The organism is Pseudothioclava nitratireducens, assembly GCF_029210495.1.
GTDB lineage: Bacteria > Pseudomonadota > Alphaproteobacteria > Rhodobacterales > Rhodobacteraceae > Pseudothioclava > Pseudothioclava nitratireducens.
The window spans coordinates 120,044-144,222 of the sequence record NZ_JARGDK010000004.1; the positions used below are offsets into that span (position 1 = coordinate 120,044).

Consider the following 24,179-nt stretch of genomic DNA (forward strand, 5'->3'; position numbering starts at 1 on the left):
CACTGGCTCAGCCCTGCTTTTCGTCGCCGGGAAGAATATATTCCGCGCCCTCCCAGGGGCTCAGGAAGTCGAATTGCCGATATTCCTGCGTCAGCTTCACCGGCTCGTAGACCACGCGCTTCTCGGCCTCGTCGTAGCGCAGCTCGACATAGCCGGTGGTCGGGAAGTCCTTGCGCAGCGGGTGGCCGCGGAAGCCGTAATCGGTCAGGATGCGGCGCAGGTCCGGGTGGCCCGAAAACAGGATCCCGAACATGTCGAAAATCTCGCGCTCGAACCAGTTGGCCGAGGGGTGCACGTCGACGATCGAGGGCACCATCTCTTCCTCGCGGATCGCGGCCTTCACGCGGATGCGCTGGTTGCGATACATCGACAGGAAGTGCCAGACGACATCAAAGCGCGCGGGACGGCTCGGGTAGTCGACGGCGGTGATATCGACCAGCGTCGAGAAACGGCAATTCGCATCCTCGCGCAGGAATTCGACGAAATCCACGATCGAGGAGGCGGTGACGGTCACGTTCAGTTCGCCATAGGCGATCTCGGTCGAGACGACATCGGCGCCACGTTTCAGTTCGATATGGGCGGCAAGCTCTTGCAGGTCTTGGCTCATGATCCCCTCCTCAGCGCACCAGCGTGCCGGTGCGGCGGATCTTCCGCTGCAACTGCAAGATGCCATACATCAGCGCCTCGGCCGAAGGCGGGCAGCCGGGAACGTAGATATCGACCGGAACGATCCGGTCGCAGCCGCGCACCACCGAGTAGCTGTAGTGATAGTAGCCGCCGCCATTGGCGCAGGACCCCATCGAGATCACGTAGCGCGGCTCGGGCATCTGGTCGTAGACCTTGCGCAGCGCGGGCGCCATCTTGTTGGTCAGCGTGCCGGCGACGATCATCACGTCCGACTGACGGGGCGAGGCGCGCGGCGCGAAGCCGTAGCGCTCCACGTCGTAGCGCGGCATTGCGGTGTGCATCATCTCCACCGCGCAGCAGGCGAGACCGAAGGTCATCCAGTGCAGCGAGCCATTGCGCGCCCAGTTGATGATGTCTTCGGCGGAGGTCAGGATGAACCCCTTGTCCTGCAGATCACGGTTGAGCGCCTGCGTCGCCACTTCCATATCGGCCGCGGCGGTATTTTGCCCGGTCATCACGCCCATTCCAGCGCCCCTTTCTTCCATTCATAGGCAAAGCCTACGGTCAGCACGCCCAAGAACACCATCATGGACCAGAAGGCGGTCATGCTCAGATCCCCGAAGGCCACGGCCCAGGGGAACAGGAACGCCACTTCGAGGTCGAAGATGATGAACAGGATCGAGACGAGGTAGAAACGCACGTCGAATTTCATCCGGGCATCGTCGAACGCGTTGAAACCGCATTCATAGGCCGAGACTTTCTCAGGATCGGGGTTCCGAACCGCGAGAACAGCCGCTGCAAGGATGAGCACGAGGCCCAACGCAACAGCCATGGCAAGGAAGATGAGGATGGGAAGGTATTCACGCAGCATGTCGTGCACTGGTTGGCTCCTTCATGACGCGACGAGATGTCGCGCAGGTTCCGGCTGTGCCGACCTTTAGACCCGCGCCCGGCCCGGGTCAACCGAGTGCGGGGTGGATTTTGCCCGTTTCGGGGGCAAAAAGCGCAAATTGTATACCAGTGCACACCGGAACCGCCTGCAACACCCAAGGCGAAGGGGGCGCGGACAGGCTCCGCCCGTCCCCGCCTTGATCGAAGTCAAACCCATCCGGATATTTTTTCGGCCCTGAGCCGGTTTCAACGCCGCCAGGACGGGGGGCGCTTCTCGAAAAAGGCGCTGATTCCCTCTTGCGCCTCGGGGCTTTCCCAGCGCGTCACCAAGGCCCCGATGGTCGCGTCGATCACATCCGAATCGAGCCGCGGCCCCAGCATCCGCACCAGCGCCTTGGCCTCGGCCACCGCACCGGGGGCGCAGTTCAGATAGGGCGCAACCTCGGCCTCGATGGCCGCGTCGAGTTCATGCGGCTGCACGACTTTGGCGAGCAGGCCAAGGCGTTCGGCCTCTTGGGCGTCGAACAGCCGCGACGACATGAACACCCGACGCGCCCGCGCCTCGCCCATGCGCGCCACCACATAAGGCGAGATCGTCGCGGGCGTCAGCCCGAGCCGCGTTTCCGTCAGCCCGAAAGTCGCGCCCTCGACCCCGACCGCCACATCGCAGACCGACATCATCCCGATGCCGCCGCCGAACGCATTGCCATGCACGCGCCCGATCACCGGCTTGGGACAGGTGTTCAGCGCGTTGAGCATGCCTGCAAGCTTGCGCGCCGCCGCGGCACGGGTCGCGCCATCGGCCTCGATCTGCGCCTGCATCCATTTGAGGTCGCCGCCTGCGCAAAAACTCGCGCCTTCGGCATCGAGGATCACCACGCGCACGACCGCGTCGGCGCCCAGCGCCCCGATCGCCTCGGTGATCTCATCCATCATCTGCGCGCTCAGCGCGTTATGCTTGTCGGCCCGCGCCAGCGTCAGCCGCGCGACTCCGCGTGCGTCCACCTCTGTCTTGATAAGGTCAGCCATCCGCCCCCTCCCTGATCTTGCGCGCGAACGCACCCGCCGCAGCCAGACGTTCCGCGTCCAGCCCGGTCTCATATCCCAGCGCCGCGAGCCGCGCGGCCACGGCCTCGGTCGCCACATTGCCCGCAGCGCCCGGCGCATAGGGACAGCCGCCCAATCCGCCCACCGCCGCGTCAAAGACCCGGATGCCCTGCGCGAGGCTTGCCTCGATATTCTCAAGCGCCCGACCGCCCGTGTCGTGATAGTGTCCGGCCAACGCGTCGGCGGGCACCGCATCGCAAACCGCGCGCAGCATTGCGGTGATGCTTTCGGGCGTCGCGCGCCCGACCGTGTCGCCAAGGCTCACCTCATAGCAGCCCATCTCACGCAGCTTGGCGGCCACCTCGGCCACCTTGCCCGGCGGCGTCGGCCCATCGAAAGGACAATCCGTCACCATCGAGACATAGCCGCGCACTTGCAGATTATCGGCCCGCGCGGCCTCCATGATCGGCTCGAACCGCGCAAGGCTTTCACTTATCGAACAATTCAGGTTGGCCTGCGAAAACCCCTCGGACGCTGAAGCAAAGATCGCCACCTCATCGGCGCGCGCGGCACGGGCGGCCTCGTAGCCCTTCATGTTTGGGGTGAGAGCCGTGTAACGAACGCCGGGCCTGCGTGCGATGCCGCCCAGCACCTCAGCCGAATCCGCCATCTGCGGCACCCATTTCGGGCTTACGAAAGAGGCGACCTCGATCCGGCGGAACCCCGCCGCGCTGAGCATGTCCACCAGCGCGATCTTCTCTGCGGTAGGGATCAGGCGCTTTTCGTTCTGCAACCCGTCGCGGGGGGCCATTTCAAAGATTTCAACCGTCTCAGGCATCGGGCAACTCGTAAAAATCCTGCGTGTAGATCGCATCGCCCCCGGCCTTCGCCAGCGCGCGCTGATAGGCGGGACGTGCTTTCACCCGATCACGATAGGCGACGATGGCGGGGAAGCTCTCGGGGCGCACGAAACGGAACATCGCGTCGATATTGAAACCCAGCATGCAATCGGCCGCCGAGAAGTCCGACAGCAGCCAATCCCGCCCCGCCAGATGCCGCTCCAGCGCCTTCATCGTGACCGTCAGGCGCTTGGTATCGAGCGCCATCAGGGGCGCCGAGCGCGCGCTTTCAGGCCGCAGGAAGATATGGTGGATGTTGAGGGCCTGAAGGATATTAGCCTGCGTCTCGGCGAAATGCACCCACGAGAGAAAGGCCGCCCGCTCTGCTTCGCCGGGCTTGGGCGCGAGCTGGCCTTGGACCTCGGTCAGATATTCGACGATCGCCCCCGACTCAAAGATCACCTGCCCGTCGATTTCGAGCGCGGGGATGCGCCCGGCCGGGCTCAGCGCGAGGAATTCAGGCGCGCGGAGGCTCCCATCCGTAAGGCTGTAGCTTCGCACCTCGCAGTCCAGCCCCATCTCTTCCAGGAGCCACAGGATTCGCATCGAGCGCGAGCCGGGTGTGTGATGCAGACGGATCATGCCTCTTCCTCCTCAAGGCGGATCAACGCGGCCCCGGCTTCAACCTGAGCGCCTTCGGTGACCAGCACCTCTGCGACGACCCCGTCGCGGGCGGCCAGCATGGTATGTTCCATCTTCATCGCCTCCATGATCGCCAGCGGCGTGCCCGCCGCGACCTCCTGCCCGGCGGTGACGAAGACAGCTTTGACCAGCCCCGGCATCGGCGCAAGGGTGAGGTCGGTCGCGGTTTCGGCCCCGGCACTGGCCAGCGGATCGACCCGCTCGAAGCGCCACGCCCGATCGGTGAAGACGGTGATCGCGGCAGCATCCGTATGGAAGCGCGCGCCGGTTTTCGCCCCATCGACCCACCAGCCATCGGCGCGGCGTTCGCACAGATGACGTCGCCCCTCGATCTCGACCGTGATCCGGCCCGGCGCTTCGACCTCGACGACCGCCACCGGCTCGAACGGCACGGGCCGGCGCAGCGGCGCCCAAAGGCTAAAGCCCGCGCCCTGCCCGTTCTCCAGCCCCGCTGCCGCGATGACGGCGAGCGCCTCGACGGCGGGCGGCACCGCGCCTTCGGCGGTCAGCGCGTCGATCTCGCGCCCGATCAGGCCGGTATCGACATCCCCCGCCGCAAAGCCTGCATGACGGGCCAGCGCGCCGAGGAAGCTCAGGTTGGTCACCGTGCCCGCCACCTCGGTCTCTTCGAGCGCTCGGGTCAGTTGCGCGAGCGCCGCGCCGCGCGTGGGGCCGTGCGTGATGATCTTCGCGATCATCGGATCATACCACGGGCTAATCGTATCGCCCGCCCGCACCCCGGTATCGGCGCGGCACCCATCCGCAAAGCGCAGATGCGAGAGCGTCCCGGTCGCGGGCAGGAAGCCCGCAGGCACGTCCTCGGCATAAAGGCGCGCCTCGAACGCATGGCCGGTGATCGAGAGGTCCGATTGCGCGCAGGGCAGGCTCTCGCCGCTCGCCACGCGCAGTTGCCACTCCACAAGGTCGATCCCGGTGATCGCCTCGGTCACCGGATGCTCCACCTGAAGGCGGGTGTTCATCTCCATGAACCAGAAGCGATCCGGACGCAGACCCTCGGAGCCGTCGACGATGAATTCGACCGTGCCCGCGCCCTTGTAGCCGATCGCCTCGGCGGCGCGCACGGCGGCCTGCCCCATGGCGGCGCGCATCTCTTCGGTCATGCCGGGCGCAGGGGCCTCTTCGATGACCTTCTGGTGGCGGCGTTGGAGCGAGCAATCCCGCTCGAACAGATGCACCGCATGGGAGCCGTCGCCGAAGACCTGCACCTCGATATGGCGCGGCTTTTCCACGAATTTTTCGATCAGCACGGCTGCGTTGCCGAAGGCGGTCTGCGCCTCGCCCTGAGCGGACTTGAGCGCCGCCATGAAAGCGGAGGGATGCTCGACCATACGCATGCCCTTGCCGCCACCGCCCGCAACCGCCTTGATCAGCACCGGATAGCCGATGCTGTCCGCCGCCCCCGAGAGATGCTCGGGGTCCTGATTGTCGCCGTGATAGCCCGGCACCACGGGCACGCCCGCCTTGCTCATCAGCGCCTTGGCGGCGTCCTTGAGCCCCATCGCGCGGATCGCAGACGCCGATGGCCCGATGAAGACCAGCCCCGCCGCCTCGACCGCATCGACGAAATCGGGGTTTTCGGAGAGGAACCCGTAGCCCGGATGAATCGCCTCGGCCCCGGTGTCGAGCGCGGCCTGAATGATGGCATCGCCGCGCAGATAGCTGTCTTTCGGCGCGGGGCCGCCGATGGCGATGGCCTCATCGGCGAGGCAGACATGGGCCGCGCCCGCATCGGCCTCGGAATAGACGGCGACCGTCGCCACGCCCAGCTTGCGCGCGGTCTTGATGACGCGAGCGGCGATTTCGCCTCGGTTGGCGATCAGGATCTTGCGAAACATCGGCTTCTCCCAGTCTCGGATCGCAGGGGGCTCGCCCCCCGCTCCTTCGGAGCCTCCCGGAGCATTTTCGGCTTAATGAAAGCGGCCTTCATCAAGCGCCAAATACTCCTGCCGGAGGCAAATCTTACATGCGGAACACGCCAAAGCGCGTGGGTTCGATCGGGGCGCAGAGGCTAGCGGAGAGCGAGAGTGCCAGCACATCGCGCGATTTGCGCGGGTCGACGATGCCGTCATCCCAAAGCCGCGCCGAGGCGTAGAGCGGGTGCGACTGACGTTCGAACATCTCGATGGTGGGGCGCTTGAACTCGGCCTCCTCCTCGGGTGACCAGGTGCCGCCCTTGCGCTCGATGCCCTCGCGCCGAACCGTGGCGAGCACCCCCGCCGCCTGTTCGCCGCCCATCACCGAGATGCGCGAGTTCGGCCATGTCCAGAGGAAGCGCGGCCCGTAGGCGCGGCCTGCCATGCCGTAATTCCCCGCCCCGAAGGAGCCGCCCACCAGCATGGTGATTTTCGGCACGTTGGTGGTGGCCACCGCCGTCACCATCTTGGCGCCATGGCGCGCGATGCCCTCATTCTCGTATTTGCGACCGACCATGAAGCCGGTGATGTTTTGCAGGAAGACAAGGGGCGTGCCGCGCTGCGAGCAAAGCTCGATGAAATGCGCGGCCTTCTGCGCGGCCTCGGAGAAGAGCACGCCGTTATTGGCGATAATCCCCACGGGGCAGCCTTTGACATGGGCGAAGCCGGTCACGATGGTCTCGCCGAAGCGCGGTTTGAACTCGTCGAAGCGCGAGCCGTCGACCAGCCGCGCGATCACCTCGCGGATGTCATAGGGCGTGCGCAGGTCGGCAGGCACGACGCCAAGGATTTCCTCTGGGTCGTAGGCGGGCTCTTCGGGGCTTTCCCAGACCACGGATTGCGGCTTGCGCCGGTTCAGGTGGCTGACGGCACGCCGGGCCAGCGCCAGCGCATGGGCGTCATTGTCGGCCAGATAATCCGCCACGCCCGAAAGCCGCGTATGCACGTCGCCCCCGCCCAGGTCCTCGGCGGTGACGACCTCGCCGGTCGCGGCCTTGACCAGCGGCGGACCCGCCAGAAAGATCGTCCCCTGCTCGCGCACAATGATCGTCACATCGGACATGGCGGGCACGTAGGCGCCGCCCGCCGTGCAGGACCCCATCACCACGGCAATCTGCGGGATGCCTTTGGCGGACATGCGCGCCTGATTATAGAAGATGCGCCCGAAATGGTCGCGATCCGGGAAAACCTCGTCCTGATTGGGCAGGTTTGCGCCGCCACTATCCACAAGATAGATGCAAGGCAGTGCGCATTCCTCGGCGATCTCCTGCGCGCGCAGGTGTTTCTTGACGGTCATCGGGTAATAGGTGCCGCCTTTAACGGTGGCGTCGTTGGCGACCACCATGACCTCCTGGCCATGCACGCGACCGATCCCGGCGATCACGCCCGCACAAGGCGCCGCGCCGTCATACATGCCATGCGCCGCCGTTGCGCCGACTTCGAGAAACGGCGAGCCCGGATCGAGGAGTCCCGCCACGCGCTCACGCGGGGCAATCTTGCCGCGTGACAGGTGACGCTCGAGCGCTGCCGCACCACCGCCCGCCGCCGCCATATCCGCGGCCTCGCGGATCTGCGCCAGCGCATCGAGATGGGCCGCGCGATTGCGCGCCGCCGCCTCGGAGCCGGCCATGAATGAGGAAGAGAGTTTCATCGTCCGATCCTACCTGTTCTTGTCGCCAAGGCGCCCGATCAACTCGATCGCCTGCTCGCCTGTCAGCCGCATCGTGCAGGCCGACCAGGCCGGACTGCCGCCCGAACCGCCGCCCCATTGCGTCACTTCGTAATCGCAAGCCGCATCCCGAAACGCGATCCAGGCGCGCTGCATCTCGCGCAGCGCCGGCGCGGATTGCGGGGCCGAGCTGACCTCGGCCATCGCCTTGTCCAACGCCTCCTCGATCTCGAGCAGGTTCTGATAGGCCGCGTTCAGTCGCGCATCCCAATCGTCGCGCTCCGCACCAAGGCAAAAGCCCATACCCGCATTGGAGCCGCCCGCATCCGAGGCCTGCATGCAGTGATTGGCGGCAATCCCGATACAGTCGCGCCGGGTGTCGCCCGATTTGGCGGCGAGACACGCCTCAAGCACCGAGGCGTCATACGCCACCGGCAGGTCGCCCTGCCCCCAAGCTGCGGACCCGGCCAGCATCGCCGCCAGAAGCGCCACCCTGCGCATCATGCGCGCTCCATGATCTCGCGGCCAATGAGCATCCGGCGGATTTCCGACGTGCCCGCACCGATCTCCATGAGCTTGGCGTCACGGAACAGACGGCTGACCACGCTGTCTTGCAGGAAGCCCGCGCCGCCAAGGGCCTGAACCGCCTGATGCGCCTGCACCATCGCCTGCTCGGACGCATAAAGCACCGTCGCCGCCGCATCCTGACGCGTGACCTGCCCCTTGTCGCACGCCTTCGCCACCTCATAGGTGTAGGCGCGCGCGGTGTTCATCGCGACATACATATCGGCGATCTTCGCCTGCATGAGCTGGAAATTCCCGATCGGCTGGCCGAATTGCTGACGCTCTTTCGAATAGGGCACGACCTCGTCGAGGCAAGCCGCCATGATCCCCGTGCCGATACCCGAAAGCACCACGCGCTCATAATCGAGGCCGGACATCAGGACGCGCACGCCCTTGCCCTCGGCCCCCAGCACATTCTCCTCGGGCACTTCGCAATTGTCGAAGAACAGCTGCGCCGTGTTCGAACCCCGCATGCCGAGCTTGTCGAAATGCTGAGAGGTCGAGAAGCCCTTGAAATCCTTCTCGATGATAAAGGCGGTGATGCCCTTCGAACCCGCTTCCGGGTCGGTCTTGGCATAGACCACGAGCGTATCGGCGTCCGGCCCGTTGGTGATCCAGTATTTATGGCCATTGAGGACGTAATAACCGTCCTTCTTCTCGGCGCGCAGCTTCATGCCGACAACATCCGAGCCTGCACCCGATTCCGACATGGCCAGCGCGCCGACCTTGGCACCCGATACGAGATCGGGCAGATATTTCGCGCGCTGCGCATCATTGCCATTCAGCTTGAGCTGATTCACGCAAAGGTTGGAATGCGCGCCATAAGAGAGCGAGATCGAGGCCGAAGCCCGCGCGATCTCTTCAGTAGCGATCACATGCGCCAGATAGCCCATGCCCGCGCCGCCATATTCCTCGGAAACGGTGATGCCCAACAGGCCCAACTCGCCCATCTCGGCCCAAAGCTCATTCGGGAATACGTTATCGGCGTCCACCTTGGCCGCCAGCGGCTTCACCCGCTCCTGCGCCCAGGCATGCACCATATCGCGCAGCGCGTTAACGTCTTCGCCAAGATCGAAAGTCATGGATGCGCCGAACATGGGCCCCCTCCCTTTATTGAACACTTGTTCATTTAATGCCGTCGAAATCGAGTCGCGTCAAGTCTTGTGGAACCGACGTTGCGTCCACACTGTTGAGACGTGAAACAGGAGGTCGCCATGAACCGCTCTTTTCTTGCCCCGCTCGCTCTGGCCGCCAGCCTCACCGGCGCGACCGCCGTCCCTGCCGAACAGGTTGGCGAAGTCGGCGTGGACTGGGTCGGCAACGACATCATCATCGAGGCCATCGAAGACCCGAAGGTCTCGGGCGTGACCTGCCACATCGCCTATTTCGAGCGCTCCCTCTTCGACCGGGTCACCCAAGGCAACTGGTTCGAAGACCCGTCGAACGCGTCGATCGCCTGCCGCCAGACGGGACCGATCACCATCGGCGATATCGAACGGGGCGATAAAGGCGAGCGCGTCTTCTCGGAAGGCCGCTCACTGATCTTCAAGAAACTCAAGGTCACCCGCATCTTCGACGAGGCGCATCGGACACTTGTCTACCTGACACATGCGACCGAGGTGACCGAAGGCTCGGCCAAAATGTCGATCTCGACCGTGCCGCTCTACGGGGCCGACATTTCCGCCCAATAGCGCGTAAAGGGGGCAGTCTGCCCCCTCTGGCCTGCGGCCATTCACCCCCGAGGATATTTCGCGCGATTGGAACGGCAAGACGCCGCCCTTCCTCCAATCGCGTCAAATATCCCGGGGGGGAGGGCAAAGCCCGAGGGGGGCAGCGCCCCCCTCACCCTCAGCCCAGCAAGCGCACGGCGAGGCCCGGCAGATCGCCGTAATGATCAAGGAGCGCCTCAGGCGCGAGCCGCTCGATGGCGCGGCCTTCGGGACCAAAGCTGACGAGCACGCTTGGGACACCGACGGCGGCAGCGGTCTTGCGGTCTGTCTCGGTGTCGCCGATCAGGATTGAGCGCGCCACCTGCCCGCCCACGGCTTCGACAGATGCGCGGTAGGGGGCGGGATCGGGTTTGCGCACCGGCAGGGTATCGGCACCGATCAGAGCGCCAAAGAGATCGGCAACGCCGAGCTGCGCCACGAGATCTCGGGCTAGTCCCTCGGGTTTATTGGTGCAGATGGCGGTCGCAAACCCTGCCCGGCGCAACGTCTCGACCGCCTCCGCCGCCCCCGGATAGAGCACGGTATGAACACAGATGTTCTGCGCGTAGTGATCCAATAAAGCCGGGTAGTCCGCCTCGATCAGCGCATCGCCCTCGGAATGCGCAATCCGCTCATAGCCCGCGCGCAACATCGCCCGCCCGCCGTGAAACGCGATTAACGCATCCGCCACGGGATCAAGCAGCGCACCAAGACCGCGCGCCTCGAAACAGGCATTGGCCGCCGCGATCAAATCCGCAGAGGTATCCGCCAAGGTGCCATCCAGATCGAAAACCACGGTGCGCGTCATCTGTTTCCTGCTCATATTACGGCCCCGAAAGATTGTGTGAACTCTGCTCTCTTGCGGCCAGATATGGTATGGGTAAAACGGGTTCGAGCAGAAGAAAAGGCACCCACATGGCGATTGCGCTGATTGTTTTGGCCGCGGGACAGGGCACCCGCATGAATTCGGACCTTCCTAAAGTGTTGCACGAGGTGGGCGCGGCCCCGCTGGTCGGTCATGCACTGGCCGCCGGGCGGGCGCTTGATCCGGAGCGGGTGATCGTGGTCGCGGGTCATGGCGCAGAGCAGGTGACCAAGGCTGTCGCGGGGCTCGACCCCGACGCGCAGACCGTGCTCCAAGAGGAACAGCTCGGCACGGGCCACGCGGTCGCGCAGGCACTTCCCGCGCTGGACGGGTTCGAGGGCCGGGTGATCGTTCTTTACGGCGACACGCCCTTCATCCGCCCCGAGACCCTTGAAGCCCTCGCAGAGGCGCGCGCGGATGTGACGGTGCTTGGCTTCGAGGCCGAAGACCCGGGCCGCTACGGGCGACTGATCGCAGATGGATCGGCGCTTGAGCGGATCGTCGAATTCAAGGACGCTAGGGATAAAGAACGCGCCATAAGCCTTTGTAATTCCGGCGTCATCGCCTGCGATGCCGCCCTTCTGGCAGAGCTTGTCGCGGGCTTGGGCAATGACAATGCCGCCGGGGAGTATTACCTCACCGACATCGTGGCGGCCGCCCGCGCGAAGGGGCTTTCGGCCGAGGTCGTGACCTGTGATGAGGCCGAGACGCTGGGCATCAACACCCGCGCCGAACTTGCCCGCGCGGAGGCGCTGTTCCAGAGCCGGATGCGTGCCGAGGCGATGGAGAACGGGGTGACCATGGTCGATCCCGAGACCGTCTATTTCGCGCTCGACACCTATATCGGGCGCGACGTGGTGATCGGCCCCAACGTGGTCTTTGGGCCCGGTGTCACCATCGAATCCGGCGCCCGGATCGAGGCCTTTTGCCACCTGACCGGCTGCCACATCTCGCGCGGCGGCACCATCGGACCCTTCGCCCGGCTGCGGCCCGGCGCGGAACTGGCCGAGGACGTGCATATCGGCAATTTCGTCGAGGTGAAGAACGCGATCCTTGGCGAAGGCGTCAAAGTCGGTCACCTGACCTATCTGGGCGATGCCGAGATCGGCGAGGGCACGAATATTGGCGCGGGCACGGTGACCTGCAACTATGACGGCGTGATGAAGCACCGCACGGTGATCGGCGCGAATGCCTTCATTGGCTCGGACACCATGCTGGTGGCCCCTGTGACCATAGGCGACAATGCGCTGACCGGCTCGGGTTCGGTGATTACCGAGGATGTGCCCTCGGGCGCAGTCGCCATAGAGCGAACGAAGCAGGTGGTGAAGCCCGGCCTTGCGGTGAAGCTCTTTGAACGTTTGCGCGCCGAAAAGGCCAAGCGCATGAAGAAAGGCTCTTAAATGTGCGGAATTATTGGCGTCCTCGGAACGCATGAAGTTGCGCCGCTCTTGGTCGAGAGCCTCAAGCGGCTGGAATATCGCGGCTATGACTCGGCGGGGATCGCGACGATCAACGAGGGTCGGCTGGACCGTCGGCGCGCGGTCGGCAAGCTGGTGAACCTGTCGGACCTGCTGGTCCACAACCCGCTCGCGGGCAAATCGGGGATCGGCCATACCCGCTGGGCGACGCATGGCGCGGCGACCGAGACCAATGCGCATCCGCATCGCTCGGGACCGGTGGCGGTGGTGCATAACGGCATCATCGAGAATTTCCGCGAATTGCGGGCCGAACTGGCCGAGGCGGGCATCCATCCAGAGACCGAGACCGACACCGAGACCGTGGCGCTGTTGACGCGGCTTCATATGGATCGCGGCCTGCCCCCGCGCGAGGCGGCGGTTGCGACACTCAAGCAGCTTGAGGGCGCGTTTGCCCTTCTGTGGCTCTTCGAGGGGGAAGGTGACCTGATGATCGCCGCCCGTAAGGGCAGCCCCCTGGCCATCGGCCATGGTGACGGCGAGATGTTTGTCGGCTCGGACGCCATCGCTCTGGCACCGATGACTTGCGAGATCACCTATCTCGAAGAGGGCGACTTCGCCTTTGTCACCCGTGCGGGCGTCGAGATTTTCGACGAGGCCGGGCGGCGTGCGAACCGTGACCGTCAGGTCATCGACGCGGGCGCAGTGCAGGTCGAGAAGGCGGGCTTCAAGCATTTCATGGCCAAGGAGATCGCCGAGCAGCCCGCCGTTCTGGGCGATGCGATCAACCATTACGTCAAGAAAGACGGGCTGGACCTGCCCGAGGGGATCGACTTTGCCGGGCTGGACCGGCTGACGCTGGTCGCCTGTGGCACCGCCTATTACGCCTGCGCCGTGGCGAAATACTGGTTCGAGAACCTTGCGCGACTGCCCTGCGAAATCGACGTGGCCTCGGAATTCCGCTACCGCGAGCCGCCGATGCCCGCGAAAAGCTGGGCGATTTTCGTCAGCCAGTCTGGCGAGACCGCAGATACGCTGGCCGCGCTGCGTTACTGCAACGAGAAGGTCGAAAAGACGCTGGCCGTGGTCAACGTCCCGACGTCTTCCATGGCGCGCGAGGCCGATCTGGCCCTGCCGATCCATGCCGGGGTCGAAGTGGGCGTGGCCTCGACGAAGGCCTTCACCTGCCAGCTTCTGAGCCTTGCGGTTCTGGCGCTGAAAGCGGGCGTCGACCGGGGCCATATTACCGAGACGCAGCTTGCGGCCCATCTTGAAGGGCTGCGCGCATTGCCCGGCCTGATGAACACCGCGCTTGGCACCGCGGACGAGATCGCGGGCCTCGCCGAGAAGCTGGCCGAGGCGCAGGATATCCTCTTCCTCGGGCGCGGGCCGCTCTATCCTCTGGCGATGGAAGGCGCGCTGAAGCTCAAGGAAATCAGCTACATACACGCCGAAGGTTATGCGTCAGGCGAACTGAAGCACGGGCCGATCGCGCTCATCGAACGCACCGTTCCGGTGATTGTCTTCGCGCCGCATGACCGGCTTTTCGACAAGACCGTGTCGAACATGCAAGAGGTCATGGCGCGGCACGGCAAGGTGCTTCTGGTGTCCGATGCACGCGGGCTGCGCGAAGCGAGTGAAGGCACGTGGGCCACGCTCAAGATGCCTGAAGTGGCCGAGCCTTTCGCGCCGATCCTCTATGCCCTGCCCGCCCAGCTTCTGGCCTATTACACCGCCGTCGCGAAGGGCACGGATGTGGACCAGCCGCGCAATCTCGCGAAGTCGGTGACGGTCGAATAATGGCGCGCAAACGCGGCAAGAAGCGGATCGCGCTAGTCAGACCTGAGGATCACGCCCCCCTTCCGCCCGAGGAGGAGGCGCGGCTTCACGCCGAGGTTGAGGCCTATGCGGCTTCGAACGCCGATTACGAGAGCTACCACGAGTTCGAAACGGTAGCCGAGGATCTGGGCCCGCCGCCGACGCTTGAGGATGCGCTTTATGCACTCGAGGCGTGGGAAGACCCCGAGAAGGCCGCAGAAATGGCGGCCTATCACAAGGCGGAACGGCGCTATCTGGGCATCGCGATGGCGGGAATCGACGACATGGTCGAGATGTGGCGCGAGCGGCTGGACGTGCCCGGTCGCGTGGATCTCGCCCGCGGGCTCTGGGATAGCGACATCCACGAAGCCCGCATCGCGGCGGCGAAACTGCTGACGCAAGCGCGGCTACGCCCGGATGAGGCCGCTTGGGAGCTGATCGCGTCTTGGGTGCCGCAGTTCGACGCTTGGGCGATTGCGGATCACGCGTGCAAGGCAGGCTCGAAACGCGTGCAAGCAGACCCCGCTCGGCTCGATCAGGTCGAGGCGTGGACGCGCTCCGAACACATGTGGACCCGCCGCGCCGCGCTTGTCATCACGCTGCCCTGGACAAAGCTGCGCAACCCCAAGCCCGACGAGATCGCCGAGCGCGAGCGGGTGCTCGGCTGGGCCGCAGAACTGGTGCCGGATCGTGACTGGTTCATCCAAAAGGCCATCGCATGGTGGCTGCGCGACCTCTCGCGCCACGACCCGGACCGGGTGCGAGATTGGCTGGCGACGCATGGCGAAGGGCTCAAGGCCTTTGCCCGCAAAGAGGCGAGCAAATACCTGTAATCAGGCAAGAAACCTGTCGTAGTCGCTGACCAGAAGATGACGCGGCGGCTCGTCTTCCTCGATCTCGGCGAAACGTCCGATCGGATCGCGAAAGATGTTGTCGGTCAGGTCGTCATTGACGGTCGAGACCTCGCCGATCAACACATCCCCGCCCTCGCCCCAGAACGCATGCCAATCGCCGGGGCGCAGTGTCACACTCTCGCCGGGTCGCAGAACGATCACCTCGCCGGGGTGGAAATCGCGGGCGATCCCGTCGCACATGACGCGCCCACCCGCTTCCGGGTCAAACCGCCCCTCCGGGTCCGAGCCGTAAAGCTCGATCGCCAGCCCCGCGCCGCCGCGATTGATGATATCCTCGGCCTTGAGGACATGGGTGTGCATCGGACTGATCTGATCGCGCCGCGAGATCAGCAGCTTCTCGGCATAGGCCATCCCGCCGCCCGCCTGTAGATCCGACAGCTCGCCATTGCGCAACGTGAACAGGAACAGCCCCAGCCGCTCGAAATCGCCCTGCCCGTAATCGGTGATGTCCCAGCCCATCCGGGCGTCGATCAGCCGCTGCGCCGCAGGCAGGTTAGCTCGAAATTGCGCGAGGTCCCACCACGCGAACGGCGGCAATACAAAGCCGAACCGCGCGATCATCTCCTCCGCTTCGGCCATGATCGCATTGACGCGGGATCGTTTCACGAAGCCACCCGCACCGCGCCGCGCTTGTGCAGCGCCCAATCGCGCACGGCCTTCCCGAACGCCTCGAAGAGCGGGCGCGAGACCGGGTCATCCTCGGCGCGCCACTCAGGGTGCCACTGCACCGAAAGCGTAAAGCCCGGTGCGTCACGCACATAGAGCGCCTCGGGTGTGCCATCCTCGGCCCGCCCTTCGATCACGATCCGTTCGCCGGGGCGACAAATCCCCTGCCCGTGCAGCGTGTTGGTTTCGACCACGTCCGAACCAAACAACCGAGAAAACCGCCCGTTCGGCTCCAGATGGACCTTGTGCATCCGCGAGAACGCCTCTTCAAGCGTGCCTTCGGGCGGCATCCGGTGGTTCATCCGGCCCGGCAATTCGCGGATTTCGGGATGCAGCGTGCCGCCCATCGCGACATTGACCTCCTGAAAGCCCCGACAAATCCCGAGAAACGGCTGGCCGCGCGCGACACAGGCCCGGACCAGCGGCAGCGTGATGGCATCCCGTGCCCGGTCAAAGGTCCCATGCTTGTCGGTCTCGACCTCGCCATATTCGGACGGGTGCACATTCGGCCGCCCACCGGTCAGCATGAACCCGTCGCAGACCTCCATCAGCTCCTCAACCGACACGAAGTCAGGGTCGGCCGGGATCAGCAGCGGAATGCAATCGGCCACCTTACTGACCGCTTCCGAGTTCAACTGCCCGCCCTCGTGAACCGGGTAGCGGTCATTCACGAGGCCACGGTTTCCGATAATGCCGACGATGGGTCTGGTCATGCGCGCTCCTTTTGAGCGAAGCCTAGGCCAGCGCACCCCCCGTTGAAAAGCCCCGCAAATGCGCAAGGCCCTGTGCACGCCTGCGCGTCCAATCGCGTCAAATATCCCGGGGGTGAATGGCGCAAAGCGCCAGAGGGGGCAGCGCCTCCTCCGCGCAACTCTTTTTGGCTTACGGCTCGGGGGTGTAGCCGACAGCCGTGATCCCAGCGCAAGCGGCCTCCGCATCATTGTCCGAGCTGTCGCCCGTCACGCCGACCGCACCGATCACCGCACCGTCAAGATCACGCACCAGAACGCCACCCGGAACCGGCAGCACCTTGCCGCCGAAGACCCCGTTCACCGTGCCCATGAAATAGGCCTGCGCTTCCGCCCGCGCCATCTGCGCGCGCCCGCCCATGCCAAGCATGATCGCGCCGTAAGCCTTGGCCTCGGCAATCGCATAGCGCCCGGGGCTTGCACCATCCGATCGCGCAAAGGCGATCGGATGCCCGCCCGCGTCCAGCACCACAGCCGAGAGCGGGTTCCACCCGGCATCACGCCCGTGGTTGAGTGCGATCGAGACGATCCGCTGTGCTTCGTCGAGTGTGAAAGCCATCACTTCTCCCCCTTCACTTGCAAACGGCGCTGATGCAGCACCGGCTCGGTGTAGCCCGAGGGTTGAACCCGCCCAAGGAACACCAGATCACAGGCCGCCTGGAAGGCGAGCCCGTCATAGCCCGGAGCCATCGGCTTGTAGGCCGCATCGCCTGCATTCTGTCGATCCACGACCACGGCCATCTTGCGCAGCGCCTCCATCACGCGGCCTTCGCTGACCACGCCGTGATGCAACCAGTTCGCCAGCGCCTGAGAACTGATCCGGCAGGTCGCGCGGTCTTCCATCAGACCGACATCGTGGATGTCCGGCACCTTGGAGCAGCCAACCCCCTGATCGACCCAGCGCACGACATAGCCGAGAATGCCCTGAGCGTTGTTCTCGATCTCTTCGGTGATTTCCTCGTCGGAATAGTTCCGCCCCGCCGCAAGCGGGATCGTCAGCAGGTCATCGAGCCGCGCCGGACGGTTCATCGCCGCAATCTCGGCCTGACGCGCCTGCACATTGACCTTGTGATAATGCGTGGCGTGGAGTGTCGCCGCCGTCGGCGATGGCACCCAGGCGCAATTCGCACCGGCCATCGGGTGAGCGATCTTCTGCTCCAGCATATCGGCCATCCGATCGGGCATCGCCCACATCCCCTTGCCGATCTGGGCCTTGCCAGCCAGTCCGCAGCGCAGGCCGATATCGACATTGCGATCCTCGTAGGCCTGAATCCAAGGCTGCGACTTCATCTCGCCCTTGCGCAGCATCGGCCCGGCTTCCATCGCGGTGTGGATTTCGTCGCCGGTGCGGTCGAGGAAACCGGTGTTGATGAAGGCCACCCGGTTTTTGGCCGCGCGTATGCACTCCTTGAGGTTGGCGCTGGTGCGGCGCTCCTCGTCCATAATACCCAGCTTGACGGTGTAGCGCGGCAGGTCCAGCACCGCCTCGACATGGTCGAAAATCTCGCAGGCGAACGCGACCTCGGCGGGGCCGTGCATCTTCGGCTTCACCACATAGACAGAGCCCGTGACCGAGTTACGCGCGCCCGTCTCTTTGCGCAGATCGTGCATGGCGCAGAGCGTGGTCACCATCGCGTCCATGAGCCCTTCAAAGACCTGATGCCCATCACGGTCGAGGACGGCCGGGTTGCGCATCAAATGGCCCACATTGCGCACGAGCATCAGCGCGCGCCCCTTGAGCGTGGCCTCTCCGCCCTCGGGCGCGGTGAAGGTAAGGTCAGCGTTCAGCGCACGGGTGAAGCTCTCACCACCTTTGCTCACCTCTTCCGCAAGGTCGCCCCTCATCAGGCCGAGCCAGTTGCTATAGGCCAGAACCTTGTCCTCGGCATCGACACAGGCCACCGAGTCCTCGCAATCCATGATTGAAGAGAGCGCGGATTCGAGCCGAATGTCGGAAATATGGGCCGGGTCGCTTGCCCCGATCGCATGGCTCGCATCCACGTCAATAATGACATGCAGGCCATTGTTTTTCAAAACAATCGCGGCCGGCGCATCGGCGCCCCCCGCAAAACCGACGAATTGTGCAGGGTCGCGCAGGCCCGTCTGCTCCGAGGTCTGCACGAATAGCCCGCCATTCTCGATTCGCATCGCGCTCACATCGGCCCAAGACCCCGCCACCAGCGGCGCGGCCTCATCGAGGAACGCCTTGGCCCGCGCGATCACCCTCGCGCCGCGCGCCGCATCGTAGCCCTTTCCCTCCGGCAGATCGCCCAGCGCATCGGTGCCATAAAGCGCGTCATACAGGCTCCCCCAACGCGCATTGGCGGCGTTGAGCGCATAGCGGGCATTGGTGATCGGCACCACAAGCTGCGGGCCGCACACGCGCGCAAACTCCGGGTCGGTCGCCGGGGTCTCAATGCTGAAATCCGGGCCTTCAGGCTGTAGATAGCCGATCTCTTCGAGGAAGGCGCGATAGGCTGCCGCGTCATGCCCCTGTCCGCGATGATGCAGATGCCAGTCGTCAATCCGCGCCTGAATCGCCTCGCGCTCCGCCAAGAGCGCCTGATTGCGCGGCCCGAATTCATGCACCAGATCAGCAAAGCCCGCCCAGAACTCCACCGGATCGACACCGGTGCCGGGCAAGGCCTGCGTTTCGATGAAGTTCACCAGCTCGGCTGCAACCTGCAAGCCATTGCGTTCGATCCGTTGCGACATAGGCACCTCCCATTTCGGCGTAGATTTGGCGTATAGCGCGCGCCTGTCCAGTCGAAAACGCAACAAACTGGAAAAATTGGTATGTGAAAATTACCAAAAATGCCAATTCTTGCCCAACAGAGCCGTTAGGGGACCGCTTGAACCTGCGTCCGCACCTGCCTAACGTCCGCGAGCATCAACGGGTTTCCGCCAAAGGAGCAGTCATGGACGGCACGATCCGCCTCGCCGATTATACGCCTTACCCTTTCACGCTGGAGCGTGTGACCCTGCGAGTGCGGCTTGCACCGCGCGCCACCCGTGTCTCGGCCCGGCTTGAACTGGCCCCGCAGGTGGACGGCGCAGCCTTGGTGCTTGACGGCGAGATGCTACACCTGATTTCGGTGGCGATTGATGGCGCGCCGCTCGGTCCGAACGACTATCGCGTGACTCCGACCGGTCTCACCATTCACCCGGCGGCGCTGCCCGAGGGCCCCTTCTCCCTCGAAACCGACGTCGAAATCGCGCCAGAGGCCAATACCGCGCTTGAGGGGCTGTATATGTCGAACGGCATGTATTGCACGCAATGCGAGGCCGAAGGTTTCCGCAAGATCACCTATTACCCCGACCGCCCCGATGTGATGGCCCCCTTCCGGGTGCGGATCGAGGGCGACCTGCCGGTGCTTCTGTCGAACGGCAACCCAGTCGCCTCGGGGCCGGGCTGGGCGGAATGGGACGACCCGTGGCCGAAGCCAGCCTATCTCTTCGCATTGGTCGCGGGCGATCTTGTCGCCCATTCCGACAGCTTCACGACTCAGTCAGGCCGCGAGGTCGCGCTGAATATCTATGTCCGCCCCGGCGACGAAGATCGCTGCGCCTTTGCGATGGAGGCGCTGAAGCGCTCGATGCGGTGGGACGAGACCGAATACGGCCGCGAATATGATCTCGACCTGTTCAATATCGTGGCGGTCGATGACTTCAACATGGGCGCGATGGAGAACAAGGGGTTGAACATTTTCAACTCCAAGTGGGTTCTGGCCAGCCCCGAGACCGCGACCGACAAGGACTATGAGCGGATAGAGGCGATCATCGCGCATGAGTATTTTCACAACTGGACCGGCAACCGGATCACCTGCCGCGACTGGTTCCAGCTTTGCCTGAAGGAAGGGCTGACGGTGTTCCGCGATCAGTGCTTCACTGCCGATCTGCGGCTGGGTCCGGTCAAGCGGATCGAGGATGTCATGACGCTGCGCGCACGTCAGTTCCGCGAGGATCAAGGCCCGCTCGCGCACCCGCCGCGCCCCGATCACTACAAGGAAATCAACAACTTCTACACGGCAACCGTCTATGAGAAAGGTGCCGAGCTTGTCGGCATGCTCAAGCGGCTCGTCGGCGATGAGGGCTATCGCAAGGCGCTCGACCTCTATTTCGCGCGCCATGACGGGCAGGCCTGCACGATTGAGGATTGGCTGGCGGTGTTCGAGGAAGCGACCGGGCGCGATCTTGCACAATTCAAACATTGGTATACCGATGCGGGCACCCCGCGCGTCACCGTGTCGGAGGATTGGGCGGATGGCCGATATACATTGACTTTCGAACAATCGACCCCGCCCACGCCCGGCCAGCCCAAGAAGCCGCCGCGCCATATTCCGATCACGGTGGGGCTTCTGTCGCCCAATGGAGAAGAGATCGTTTCGAGCACCGTTCTGGAACTGACGAAAACGCGGGAGAGCTTCACGTTCGAGGGGCTGGGTGCGAAACCCGTGGCCTCGATCCTGCGCGATTTCTCGGCGCCAGTCGTGCTTGATCGCAAGGTGAGCACGACCGAGCGCGCCTTCCTGCTGACCCACGATACTGACCCGTTCAACCGCTGGGAGGCGGGGCGCATGCTCGCGCGCGAGTGTCTGATGGCGCGGGCAACGGCAGGAACCGCAGAGCCCGGCTATCTCGAAGCGCTCGGGCCGGTTCTGGCGGATGACGATGCCGACCCCGCGTTCCGGGCGCTCTGCCTGAGCCTGCCTGGAGAGGATGAGATCGCGCAGGCCCTCTTCGACGCGGGCCAGACGCCTGACCCCGATGCGATCCACGAAGCGCGCGAGACGCTCGCTAAGGATCTGGCGCGGGCGCATGAGGACCGGCTGGCGGCGCTATATGATGCGATGGCCGTGCCAGGCCCCTATCAGCCCGACGCAGGACCAGCTGGGCAGCGGTCACTGCGCCTCGCGGCGCTTGGGCTCCTCTCCCGTCTCGATGGCGGCGCTCGGGCCGAGGCCTTGTTCGCCAGCGCGCACAACATGACGGAAAGCCTCGGCGCGCTGTCGAGCCTGATCGCACAGGGCCGCGCCGAGGCCGCGTTGGCAACCTTCCGCGCCCGCTGGCAGGGCGACAGGCTGGTGATGGACAAGTGGTTCATGACGCAGCTTGCCCTCTGCCCGCCCGAGACCGCGCCCGATCTCGCGCGCAAACTCGCTGACGATCCGCTCTTCGACTGGAAGAACCCGAACAGATTCCGTGCGCTCATGGGGGGCTTGGCAGCCAATCACGCGGGCTTTCACCGGCGTGACGGGGCCGGGTATCGGTTCTATGCGGACTGGCTGATCCGGCTCGACCCGGTCAACCCGCAGACCGCCGCGCGCCTTTCGACCGCCTTCGAGACATGGCGCCGCCTTGACCCGGCGCGACAAGCGCTTGCCCGCGCCGCGCTCGAGCGCATTCTTGGGCAAGAGGGGTTGAGCCGCGATCTGGCGGAAATGACGGGGCGGCTTCTGGGCATCGACTGAACAAGAGTGATTCCGGGGGGCGCGGGGAAGCAACGCCACCGCCCTCCGCCCCTACGCTGTTTGGGTGGTCCAGACACAACAATAGGACAGTCGCACGCGCACTGTTTCGACTTCTGCGCGACGTCGCCCAATTCTGTCCCAAGTCTTTCACAGTTCGCACAAAATCCGGGGCTAAATCGTGGCCATCATGATCCGCGATTTCGAATATCACAGCCAAGCGCGCCGCCCCGGAACCTATCTGGCGTTGTTTCTGGGGATGGTCTCCGCCTATGCGGTTTATGTGACCGGCGCGGCAGGCTGGGCGTGGTGGCCGGTCTCGGCCTATCTGGCGATCGTGCTCTGGCTGCTGTTGATGAACCCGTCGGGCGGGCTGAAGCTCAGCGCCGGGCGGCTTGAAGTCTATCGCAACATGCAAAGCCTTGGGATCTATCCTCTGGCCCGGATCGAGCATGCCAAAGTGCGCAGCGGAGTCTTCGCCCCCGACCTGTGCACGCTGTTCATGATCGACGGCGCGCGGGCCGACCTGCACCCCAATTGCCTGCCGCCCGCCCGCTGCCTGCGGATGGAGTTGCACAAGCGCGGCGTGCCCATTCTCTGAGGCACGGTTGAGGGCATGCCGCCAACTGGCACCCGCCCCCTTGCCCCGCCCGCGCCCCTGTCCTAGAAGCATCGCAAGCCTCATCAGACAGGATCAGGACATGCTCGACCATCTCGATTACAAATCCCCCGAGCCCAAGGTTATCTCCGGCGCGAAGGAGGACTGGGAACTCGTGATCGGGATGGAGGTCCATGCACAGGTCGCCTCCAAGGCCAAGCTGTTCTCGGGCGCCTCGACCACCTTTGGCGCAGAACCCAATTCCAACGTCGCCTTCGTGGATGCGGCTATGCCGGGAATGTTGCCCGTTATCAACGAGTTCTGCGTGGCGCAAGCGGTGCGCACCGGGCTGGGCCTGAAGGCGGAAATCAACCTCTTCTCGGCCTTCGACCGGAAGAATTACTTCTACCCCGACCTGCCGCAGGGCTACCAGATTTCGCAGCTCTACCACCCGATCGTGGGCGAGGGCGAGATCATCGTGGACATGGGTCCGGGTGTGGCGCGCAAGGTCCGCGTCGAGCGGATTCACCTCGAGCAGGACGCGGGCAAGTCGATCCACGACATGGACCCGCATATGTCCTTCGTGGACCTCAACCGCACCGGCGTCGCCCTGATGGAGATCGTCTCGCGCCCCGACATCCGTGGGCCCGAAGAAGCCGCCGCCTATGTCGGCAAGCTGCGCCAGATCCTGCGCTATCTCGGCACCTGCGACGGCAACATGCAGAACGGCAACCTGCGCGCGGATGTGAACGTCTCGATCTGCCGCCCCGGAGCCTATGAGAAATACCGCGAGACGGGCGATTTCTCCTATCTGGGCACGCGCTGCGAGATCAAAAACATGAACTCCATGCGCTTCATTCAGGCCGCCATCGAATACGAGGCACGCCGCCAGATCGCCATCGTCGAGGATGGCGGCAAGGTCGTGCAGGAGACCCGCCTCTACGATCCGGACAAGAACGAGACCCGCTCGATGCGCTCCAAGGAAGAGGCGCATGATTACCGCTATTTCCCCTGCCCGGACCTGCTGCCTCTGGAAATCGAGCAGGCTTGGGTGGATGAGATCGCGGGCACGATGCCCGAACTTCCGGACGAGAAAAAAGCGCGCTTTGTCAAAGAGTTCGGCCTGTCGGAATATGATGCTTCGGTGCTGACCGCCGAGGTCGAGAATGCCGATTACTTCGAGGGCGTGGTGGCGACCGGGGGCGACGGCAAGCTCGCTGCCAACTGGGTCATCAACGAGCTGTTTGGCCGCCTGAAGAAAGAGGGCCATGACATCACCGAGACCCCGGTCAGCCCCGAGCAACTGGGCGGGATCGTGGCGCTCATCAAGTCGGGCGACATCTCGGGCAAGATCGCCAAGGACCTCTTTGAGATCGTCTATACCGAAGGTGGCGACCCGGCCCAGATCGTCGAGGCGCGCGGCATGAAACAGGTCACCGATACCGGCGCCATCGAGGCCGCCGTGGACGAGGTGATCGCCGCCAACCCGGCGCAGGTCGAGAAGGCCAAGGCCAACCCGAAACTGGCAGGCTGGTTCGTCGGTCAGGTGATGAAAGCGACCGGCGGCAAGGCCAACCCCTCGGCAGTGGACGCGCTGGTCAAGGCCAAGCTCGGCCTCTGAGGCGCCCCCTCAACGGGACAAAAGATCGCCCCCCGTGCCGCCCCGCGGCGCGGGGGGTTTTCGTTCTGAACCTCCCCGCGTGA

At 64.6% G+C, this 24,179-nt stretch carries 22 protein-coding genes; 7 read left to right on the forward strand and 15 right to left on the reverse strand.

The annotated features are described in order from the left end of the window. Positions 1 to 7: 7 nt before the first annotated feature. From P0X85_RS06210 to P0X85_RS06255, 10 genes are all read right to left on the reverse strand, one after another. A complete protein-coding gene (locus P0X85_RS06210) occupies positions 8 to 607 on the reverse strand; it encodes an NADH-quinone oxidoreductase subunit C (RefSeq protein ID WP_275810160.1) in 600 nt (199 codons plus the stop codon). Between the two features lie 10 nt (positions 608 to 617). Continuing rightward, on the reverse strand, positions 618 to 1,151 hold the full coding sequence (locus tag P0X85_RS06215; RefSeq protein WP_275810163.1) for a NuoB/complex I 20 kDa subunit family protein: 534 nt from the start codon (positions 1,149 to 1,151) through the stop codon (positions 618 to 620). Continuing rightward, the gene (locus P0X85_RS06220; protein WP_275810165.1) at positions 1,142 to 1,507 is read right to left on the reverse strand and encodes an NADH-quinone oxidoreductase subunit A; all 366 of its coding nucleotides are present in this window, start codon (positions 1,505 to 1,507) and stop codon (positions 1,142 to 1,144) included. Before P0X85_RS06220 ends, P0X85_RS06215 begins: the two co-directional genes overlap by 10 nt. A gap of 257 nt (positions 1,508 to 1,764) precedes the next feature. After that, positions 1,765 to 2,547: a crotonase/enoyl-CoA hydratase family protein gene (locus P0X85_RS06225; RefSeq protein WP_275810167.1), complete on the reverse strand. Its 783-nt coding sequence runs from the start codon at positions 2,545 to 2,547 to the stop codon at positions 1,765 to 1,767. Further along, positions 2,540 to 3,403, reverse strand: coding sequence for a hydroxymethylglutaryl-CoA lyase (locus P0X85_RS06230; protein WP_275810169.1), 864 nt, complete (start codon positions 3,401 to 3,403; stop codon positions 2,540 to 2,542). Before P0X85_RS06230 ends, P0X85_RS06225 begins: the two co-directional genes overlap by 8 nt. Further along, positions 3,396 to 4,046 (reverse strand): glutathione S-transferase family protein, encoded by a 651-nt coding sequence (locus P0X85_RS06235; protein WP_275810171.1) that lies wholly within the window; start codon positions 4,044 to 4,046, stop codon positions 3,396 to 3,398. The genes P0X85_RS06230 and P0X85_RS06235 overlap by 8 nt, the downstream gene beginning before the upstream one ends. Then, positions 4,043 to 5,962, reverse strand: coding sequence for an acetyl-CoA carboxylase biotin carboxylase subunit (locus P0X85_RS06240; protein WP_275810174.1), 1,920 nt, complete (start codon positions 5,960 to 5,962; stop codon positions 4,043 to 4,045). Before P0X85_RS06240 ends, P0X85_RS06235 begins: the two co-directional genes overlap by 4 nt. Before the next feature lie 124 nt (positions 5,963 to 6,086). Further along, entirely contained in the window at positions 6,087 to 7,691 is a 1,605-nt protein-coding gene (locus P0X85_RS06245; RefSeq protein ID WP_275810177.1) for a carboxyl transferase domain-containing protein, read from the reverse strand. Between the two features lie 9 nt (positions 7,692 to 7,700). Continuing rightward, positions 7,701 to 8,213, reverse strand: coding sequence for a lysozyme inhibitor LprI family protein (locus tag P0X85_RS06250; protein ID WP_275810180.1), 513 nt, complete (start codon positions 8,211 to 8,213; stop codon positions 7,701 to 7,703). Further along, entirely contained in the window at positions 8,210 to 9,370 is a 1,161-nt protein-coding gene (locus P0X85_RS06255; protein WP_275810183.1) for an acyl-CoA dehydrogenase family protein, read from the reverse strand. The genes P0X85_RS06250 and P0X85_RS06255 overlap by 4 nt, the downstream gene beginning before the upstream one ends. A gap of 117 nt (positions 9,371 to 9,487) precedes the next feature. Between P0X85_RS06255 and P0X85_RS06260 the strand changes: the two genes are divergently transcribed. Then, positions 9,488 to 9,964, forward strand: a complete 477-nt coding sequence (locus P0X85_RS06260; RefSeq protein ID WP_275810187.1) for a CreA family protein — start codon at positions 9,488 to 9,490, stop codon at positions 9,962 to 9,964. A 157-nt stretch (positions 9,965 to 10,121) separates the two neighbouring features. Here the strand turns inward: P0X85_RS06260 and P0X85_RS06265 are convergent, their stop codons facing one another. Next, the gene (locus tag P0X85_RS06265; protein WP_275810189.1) at positions 10,122 to 10,790 is read right to left on the reverse strand and encodes an HAD family hydrolase; all 669 of its coding nucleotides are present in this window, start codon (positions 10,788 to 10,790) and stop codon (positions 10,122 to 10,124) included. A 107-nt stretch (positions 10,791 to 10,897) separates the two neighbouring features. Here P0X85_RS06265 and glmU point away from each other — a divergent pair, with 107 nt between their 5' ends. The 3 genes from glmU to P0X85_RS06280 are packed head-to-tail and all read left to right on the forward strand — an operon-like array spanning position 10,898 to position 14,913. Then, on the forward strand, positions 10,898 to 12,247 hold the full coding sequence (gene glmU, locus P0X85_RS06270; RefSeq protein WP_275810192.1) for a bifunctional UDP-N-acetylglucosamine diphosphorylase/glucosamine-1-phosphate N-acetyltransferase GlmU: 1,350 nt from the start codon (positions 10,898 to 10,900) through the stop codon (positions 12,245 to 12,247). Beyond that, on the forward strand, positions 12,248 to 14,062 hold the full coding sequence (gene glmS, locus P0X85_RS06275) for a glutamine--fructose-6-phosphate transaminase (isomerizing) (RefSeq protein WP_275810196.1): 1,815 nt from the start codon (positions 12,248 to 12,250) through the stop codon (positions 14,060 to 14,062). Then, positions 14,062 to 14,913 carry a DNA alkylation repair protein gene (locus tag P0X85_RS06280; protein ID WP_338030515.1) on the forward strand — a complete coding sequence of 284 codons (852 nt, stop codon included), beginning with the start codon at positions 14,062 to 14,064 and terminating at the stop codon, positions 14,911 to 14,913. Before glmS ends, P0X85_RS06280 begins: the two co-directional genes overlap by 1 nt. On the opposite strand, the gene P0X85_RS06285 is transcribed toward P0X85_RS06280, so the two are convergent. The 4 genes from P0X85_RS06285 to P0X85_RS06300 form a co-directional block, all read right to left on the reverse strand. After that, positions 14,914 to 15,600 (reverse strand): D-lyxose/D-mannose family sugar isomerase, encoded by a 687-nt coding sequence (locus P0X85_RS06285; RefSeq protein WP_275810199.1) that lies wholly within the window; start codon positions 15,598 to 15,600, stop codon positions 14,914 to 14,916. After that, entirely contained in the window at positions 15,597 to 16,373 is a 777-nt protein-coding gene (locus tag P0X85_RS06290; protein WP_275810202.1) for a gamma-glutamyl-gamma-aminobutyrate hydrolase family protein, read from the reverse strand. Before P0X85_RS06290 ends, P0X85_RS06285 begins: the two co-directional genes overlap by 4 nt. Positions 16,374 to 16,542: 169 nt before the next feature. Continuing rightward, on the reverse strand, positions 16,543 to 16,968 hold the full coding sequence (locus P0X85_RS06295) for a GlcG/HbpS family heme-binding protein (protein ID WP_275810205.1): 426 nt from the start codon (positions 16,966 to 16,968) through the stop codon (positions 16,543 to 16,545). After that, positions 16,968 to 19,124, reverse strand: a complete 2,157-nt coding sequence (locus P0X85_RS06300) for a malate synthase G (RefSeq protein ID WP_275810208.1) — start codon at positions 19,122 to 19,124, stop codon at positions 16,968 to 16,970. The genes P0X85_RS06295 and P0X85_RS06300 overlap by 1 nt, the downstream gene beginning before the upstream one ends. A gap of 203 nt (positions 19,125 to 19,327) precedes the next feature. On the opposite strand from P0X85_RS06300, the gene pepN reads away from it, so the two are divergent. The 3 genes from pepN to gatB all read left to right on the forward strand — a co-directional run bounded on the left by pepN (position 19,328) and on the right by gatB (position 24,096). Continuing rightward, positions 19,328 to 21,880, forward strand: a complete 2,553-nt coding sequence (pepN, locus tag P0X85_RS06305; protein WP_275810211.1) for an aminopeptidase N — start codon at positions 19,328 to 19,330, stop codon at positions 21,878 to 21,880. Between the two features lie 178 nt (positions 21,881 to 22,058). After that, complete coding sequence (locus P0X85_RS06310; protein ID WP_275810214.1) at positions 22,059 to 22,478, forward strand: hypothetical protein; 420 nt, start codon at positions 22,059 to 22,061, stop codon at positions 22,476 to 22,478. A 100-nt stretch (positions 22,479 to 22,578) separates the two neighbouring features. Next, on the forward strand, positions 22,579 to 24,096 hold the full coding sequence (gatB, locus tag P0X85_RS06315) for an Asp-tRNA(Asn)/Glu-tRNA(Gln) amidotransferase subunit GatB (protein ID WP_275810217.1): 1,518 nt from the start codon (positions 22,579 to 22,581) through the stop codon (positions 24,094 to 24,096). The last annotated feature ends 83 nt before the right edge of the window (positions 24,097 to 24,179 follow it).